The 6,213-nt window shown below is 63.3% G+C and carries 7 protein-coding genes; 2 read left to right on the forward strand and 5 right to left on the reverse strand.

Annotated elements, in window-relative coordinates; genetic code table 11:
• From EN884_RS21560 to EN884_RS21580, 5 genes are all read right to left on the reverse strand, one after another.
• On the reverse strand, positions 1–858 hold an 858-nt coding region (locus tag EN884_RS21560), incomplete at its 3' end, for an ABC transporter permease (protein ID WP_164895091.1).
• 24 nt (positions 859–882) lie between these two features.
• A complete protein-coding gene (locus EN884_RS21565) occupies positions 883–1,962 on the reverse strand; it encodes an extracellular solute-binding protein (RefSeq protein ID WP_023809407.1) in 1,080 nt (359 codons plus the stop codon).
• 3 nt (positions 1,963–1,965) lie between these two features.
• A complete protein-coding gene (locus EN884_RS21570; protein ID WP_024503956.1) occupies positions 1,966–2,658 on the reverse strand; it encodes an XRE family transcriptional regulator in 693 nt (230 codons plus the stop codon).
• Positions 2,659–2,790: 132 nt separating this feature from the next.
• Entirely contained in the window at positions 2,791–3,885 is a 1,095-nt protein-coding gene (locus EN884_RS21575) for an ROK family transcriptional regulator (RefSeq protein WP_013530471.1), read from the reverse strand.
• Between the two features lie 57 nt (positions 3,886–3,942).
• Complete coding sequence (locus tag EN884_RS21580; protein WP_023809404.1) at positions 3,943–4,593, reverse strand: SGNH/GDSL hydrolase family protein; 651 nt, start codon at positions 4,591–4,593, stop codon at positions 3,943–3,945.
• 320 nt (positions 4,594–4,913) lie between these two features.
• Here EN884_RS21580 and EN884_RS21585 point away from each other — a divergent pair, with 320 nt between their 5' ends.
• Together EN884_RS21585 and EN884_RS21590 are read left to right on the forward strand one after the other, a co-directional pair.
• Positions 4,914–5,993: a substrate-binding domain-containing protein gene (locus EN884_RS21585; protein WP_013530473.1), complete on the forward strand. Its 1,080-nt coding sequence runs from the start codon at positions 4,914–4,916 to the stop codon at positions 5,991–5,993.
• A gap of 81 nt (positions 5,994–6,074) precedes the next feature.
• A partial coding sequence (locus EN884_RS21590) for an ATP-binding cassette domain-containing protein (protein ID WP_128360727.1) occupies positions 6,075–6,213 on the forward strand: 139 nt, incomplete at its 3' end.

A 6,213-nucleotide genomic window follows, 5' to 3' on the forward strand; every position in this document is an offset into this window, starting at 1 on the left:
CGCTAGAAGCACGAAGGTCGCGACCAGCAGCACGACGCCCATGGCGCCGCCGCGGCCCCAGTTGAGCAGGCTGAGCACCTGGCTCTGCACCAGCGTCGACAGCATGGTGCTGCGCGGGCCGCCGAGCAGGGCAGGCGTGATGTAGAAGCCGAGCGACAGGATGAAGACGATGATGGCGCCGGCGAAAACGCCGGGCAGCGACAGCGGCAGATAGATTTGCAGGAAGGCGCGTGCCGGGCGCGCACCAAGGCTGCGCGCCGCCTGCACGAGGCGCAGATCGATGCCGCGCATGACCGAATAGAGCGGCAGGATCATGAACGGCAGCAGCACCTGCGCCATGCCGATGACGACGCCGGTCTGCGTGCGGATCAGCTTCACGCCGTCAAAGCCGAGCAGCCTGATGACCGAATTGATGATGCCGGAATCCTGCAGCAGGATGACCCAGGCCAGGGTGCGCACCACGCCGCTGACCCAGAACGGCACCAAAACGCACAGGATGAGGACCAGCCGCAGGCGCGGTCCGACCGCCGTCATGAGATAGGCATAGGGGTAGGCGGCGATGACGCAAACGATGGTGACCCAGGCTGCGATGGAAAAGGTGCGCCACAGGACGGTGACATTCACCGGGGTGGAAAAGAACCAGGCATAGTTCTGCAAGCCCCAAGATGGGTCCGAGAAGCTGCGCAGCGTGACGGTCAGCAAGGGATAGCCCATCGCGGCGATGAGCAAAGCCAAGGCGGGCATCGCCAGCAGCGAAGGATAGGCAGCAAGGCGCGGGCGCCGCTGCGGCGCCCGCACGGCACCTGGCGGCCGAGGATGATCACCCCCGGCCGTCGGCGTATGCGATGTCTGGCTCACGCCGTCACCTCAGCGGTAGCCGGCTCAGTTGCCGGCCATCAGCGCTGTCCACTTGTCGGACGCGGCGGCGAAGTTGGCGACCCAGAACTTGATGTTCTGCTGATAGCCGAGCTTGGCGTGGTCCGGCGTGTTGGTCAGAAAGGCGGCGACGGATGCGTCGACCTTCGGCTGTGCCTCGTTGTTGATCGGCGAGTAGGAGGTCTGCTCGGTCAGGATCTCCTGCGACTTCTTGCCGAGATAGGCGTTGATCAGCGCGTAGGAAGCGTCGGTGTCCTTGGCGCCGACCGGGATGGTCAGCTGGTCCATGACGACCAGCCAGTCCTTCCACACCGGCGTGTAGGCAGCGCCGTTCTTGACCGCCGTCATGGCGCGGCCGGTCCACATGATGATCATGTCGGCCTCGCCGGATTCGGCGAGCTGCTGGGATTCTGCGCCCGTCTTCCAGAAGATCGTGTCGGGACCGATCGCCTTGATCTTGGCGATGCCCTTGTCGATATCGGCCGGCGTCATGGCGTCGACCTTGCCGCCGTCTGCCAGGATGGCCTGTTCGATCAGGCCGCCGAGCGGGCTGCCGCTGCCGTCGATGGCGCGGGTGCCGGGAAATTTCGCGGTGTCGAAGAAGTCCTTCCAGTCCTTCGGCGGATTGTCCTTGTACGTGTCGTTCTTGTACATCAGGACCATGCCGTAGTTCATCGCCGGCACGCTGCACTCGCCGACCTGTCCGGGCGGGATGTGCGAGATGTCGAGCTTGGTCAAATCCAGCTTCTGGAACAGTTTTCCGCAATGCACGAAGGGCGGAAAATCGTCCGTATCGACGACATCCCAGGTCACATTGCCTGATTCGACCTGCGCCTGGAGCTTGGCGATTTCGGTCGGCCCATCATTCAAAAGCTTGACGCCGCTCTTGTCGACGAATTCCTTGAGGGCGGCGACCTGGCCGTCCTGGTAGATGCCGCCATAGGAGACGAAGGTCAGCGTCTTTCCCTTCAGCGAGCCGTCCACCACGGTCCCGGCCGGCGGCGCGTTCTGCGCGTGAGCGGCGGCCGCAAGCAAGGCCAGTGCGGCGGCGCCGACGAACCCGGCCAATCTTGATCTGCTTCCCATTTTCTAACCCTCCGATGGCTCGCTGTTTGATTTTGGTAGGCCGGGCGCGAGCGTTTTCCGGGCTACATATTGGTCGAGGTCGACGGCGCCGCTGGTCGGCGGCGCAATGATCCACAGCACTTCGGCCACCGTATCGCCGACATTGATCGTCCGGTGGGGCGTCGAGGTCGAATATTCGATGCTATCGCCCTCTTCGAGGGTGAAGCTCTCCTCGCCGAGCGTCAGTTGCACGCGTCCGCGCAGCACGAGGAACATCTCGCTCGCGTTGCCGTGCGTGTAGGGCACGTCGCCGGTCGAGCCGCCGACGGCGAACTCGCCGCAATAGACTTCCATCTCGCGGATCGGCCGGCGCGACAGCAGCGTCTTGCGGTAGCCTTCGCTGGTCGGCAGCGCCGGCCGCTCGCTGCGTGTCAGCACCGCGTGCGGCGACACTTCGCATTCGTCGAAAAGATCGGCGAGGCTGATGCCGAGCGCATTGGCAATCAGCATCAGCGTGCTGGTGTTGGCGCCGGAAAGGCCGCGCTCGAGCTGGCTTAGGAAACTGGCGGTGGTGCCGATCATGTCGCCGAGCTGGCGCAGCGTCAGGCGCCGCGTGGTGCGATAGGCCTTGATCCGATCGCCCAATACCGTCGAGCGGCGCGCTTCGGCGCTGGTCGCGGCATTGTCGTTGAGTGCGTGATCCGCAGCGATTTTCATGGCGATCTCAGGGTTCACTTAACATGCTATTAAGTGGGGCGTCCTGGCAAGCGGATTCGCCTGGTCACCTGAAAATCATTGATGGACCTGCAGAGGGCATGATCGGCCGACCGGCAACCCGGTTCAGCTCGATCACTGGATCATGAAGCGCGAACTGAATGGCAGGCTTGCCGCGCCGACGGCCTTCGGGCTGATGGTGACGCGCGCCGGCAGCGCTTCGATGCCGGGGAATTCCCGGCCGATGTCGTCGCACAAGGCCTCGGCAATCTTTTGCGGCGCATAGCTGGACAGGACGACCGTCCTGAACTCGACAAACTGGGTCAGCGCGGAGATCGACGCTTTCAGGCGGTCGGAACACTCGCCCAGCCATGCGCTGTAGGCCTCGCCCAGATCGGGCCACTCAGGGCTGCTGCTCCAGATGATTTCGGACGGGCGCCCGCGCATGGCCAGTTCGCTCTCCAGGCGCATCAGGCCGTGATCGAAGCTGGCGCTGGAGTTTCCCTTGTAGATCTGGTGGTTGAGGATGAGCCTGCTCTGCAGCCGTGCTCCGAGATAGAAGAACAGATAATCGTTGAGCGGCTTTGCGACGCCGAACATACTCTCGCCGCCGGCCGCAGCGGTGATGTCGTTCTGCACGAAAACGGGCAGCTTGATCTGTTCCTCGATCTCGGCCTGCAAGGCCTTGAGCGAGGTGCTCGATCCGTTGCGGGTTGCAGCCATCGTGTCGACATCGTCGGGAACCGCCAGGCCGATGCCGGCAACCCGGCTGCGCGCCTCGACCGGCAGGCTGGTCATGGCTTGCCCGATCGCGCCGAACAGATCGCTGCTTTGCGGAAACGGATTGGCTTCATCCGCCGGCAACTGCGTGTGGAAGCGCACCGTGCCGATGAAGTCGATGAGCGCGATGTCGATCCTGCGCCGGCTGAAGCCGACGCCAACCGCATAGGCGCCCTCCGGGTTGAGTGAAAGCGGGATCGTCGGCGGCCCGACGCGGCCGCGCTGCGCCTCGCCCTGCGAGACCAGGCCCTCCTGCTCGAGCGAGCGAACGATGACTGAAGCCGTCTGCGCCGACAGGCCGGTCTTCTCGCCGATTTCCATCCGCGAAATGCCTTCGTTCTGAAGCAGCAGGGACAGCACCAGCCGCTCGTTGTAGCTGCGGACGCTCAATGCATTCAGCCCGCTCGCACGATCGGCGATGCGCAAGGGATTGGGTGGTGCGAATCTCATGTCAGGCAAAGGTCGCCCCGTCGGTAAGAGCGCGTTGCCTGGCGGCGGTATGGTTGCTCATGTCGAGCGGCTCCAGCCGATGGCATCGACCGCGCGGGCGAGCGCGGTGCCCAGCAATCTGTGCGCCTCGGCATCGATGTGAAAGCCGTCCGCCTCGCTGCACGACACCACCGAGCCGGCATCGAAAAAGTGCAGTTCGAGCGAGTCCGCCAGAACCTCGAACTCGAGCGCGAGCAGGCGCGATTTCTCCGGCGCGCCGGCGAATATGGACTTCCATTCCTTGACGTCGTCCTGCATCGGCGGTGGCGCCACGATCATGATCTCGGGCGTCGAGCCGCCCGGACCTGGCGCCAGCTCCTTGATGTCGTAGACGAGGCAGCCGATCCCCATCGCCACTTCCGACGGCGGCTTGTTGAAGCGGATCTTCAGATCGTTGGTGCCGAGCATGATGATGACGAGGTCGAGCGTCGCATGGCTCTGCAGGCAAGGACGAAGATAGGTTCGGCCGTTCTTGTGGGCGCCCTCGATCGGGTCGTCGTGGACGGTGGTGCGGCCGCTCAACCCCTCCTCGATGACATACCAGTCAGGGCCCAGCTGAGAACGCAATATGCCCGGCCAGCGTTCACCCGGACCATAGCGCTCGAGCGGCCCCCTGCCGGGGATCTGGCCGTGCGTGTTGGAGTCGCCGTAGCACAAGACTGATCGCATGTTTTTCCCGCCGGGACAGACTGCGCGCCGAAGCCGGCGAGCGCCATTCATGATGGATAGTGGAGCGGCGAAAGGCAAGCAAGGGAATAGTCATTCAACCTGACTAACTATTGACAGGGCGAATCCGCTGTGCTTCTAAAGTGCCCGGAGGAGTTCTCGACCGTCATCATCGTCCAGCAGAAGTTGGGCTTCGACACGCATGTGTTCGGGGGCGGGAGAATTGCGCGCATCGGTCGGTTTGTGACGGGGGCATGCATTGGGAGAGCGTCTCGTGGCCATACGAATTTGTAGGCCGGAGCAACCACAAGGAGGAGTGTTCAATGTTAGGATTGCTGAAAACCGTCGGCCTGGGGATGCTCGTTGCGTCCACGCTTGCCGTGACGTCCCTGGCGCATGCGCAAGACGTCAAGCTGATGGACGGCGTGGCGCCGCGCCCCGACGACACGCGCATGACCGCCGCCGGTGCGTTCAAGAAGGACCCGCCCTGGGTCATCGGCATGAGCGACTTCGGTGTCAACGCAAACACCTGGACGGTGCAGGTGGCGCATGAGGCGGAGAACGCCGCGGCCAAGGACAAGCGCATCTCGAAATTCATCCTGCTCGATGCCGGCTTCGACCAGAAGAAGCAGGTGGCCGATATCGAGGACCTGATCGCACAGCATGTCGACGCCATCATCGTTCAACCGGTGACCAGCACGTCGGCCAATGCCAGCATCGCCAAGGCGGTCGCCGCCGGCATCCCGGTCATCCTTCACACCGGGCGTATCGATTCCGACGCCTACACCACCGAAATCCAGGGCGGCGCCGAGCACTTCGGCAAGGTCATGGGCGACTGGCTGGTGAAGACCGTCGGCGACAACGGCAAGATCTGGGTCCTGCGTGGCCTGGCCGGCCATCCGGAAGACACCAACCGCTATAACGGCCTCCTGGAATCGCTCAAGGGCACGCATGTGCAGATCATTGCCGAGGAGCATGGCGACTGGCAGTACGACAAGGCCAAGAAGCTGTGCGAGACGCTCTATCTGAACAATCCGCAGGTCGACGGCATCTGGTCGTCCGGCGCCGACATGACGCGCGCCTGCGTCGATGTCTTCAAGCAGTTCGGCACACCCATTCCGCCGATTTCGGGCGAGGGCAACAATGGCTATTTCGGCCAGTGGATTACGGATGGGTTCAAGTCGATCTCTCCGGAATACAGTCCCGCCCAGGGCGCTGCCGGCGTGCGCGCTGCCGTTGCCCTTCTGGAAGGCAAGCAGCTCTACAAGCGCTATGTCTACAATCCCGACGGATGGGACCAGGACAAGGCCAAGAAATACTATCGCGATGACCTGACCGCCAATGTCTGGTGGCCAAGCGAACTGCCGGAAGACAAGCTCAAGGAATATTACGGCAAGAAGTGACGGCGCCGTGGCTGGCGGGGAGTGGACAAACATTCCCCGCAGGCCGTTCCATGTGTCGAATCCGGTTCGTTCGAGGGTTTCGTGACCAATCTTGTCGAGATGTCCCACATTTCGAAGGCATTCGGAGGGAGCAAGGCGCTCCACTCCGTTTCCCTCGACCTCAAGGCGGGCAGCATCCACGCCCTGATGGGCGAGAACGGTGCCGGCAAATCGACGTTGA

The sequence above is a fragment of the Mesorhizobium sp. M7A.F.Ca.AU.001.01.1.1 genome, from assembly GCF_004022735.1.
In the GTDB taxonomy this organism is placed as follows: Bacteria; Pseudomonadota; Alphaproteobacteria; order Rhizobiales; family Rhizobiaceae; genus Mesorhizobium; species Mesorhizobium ciceri.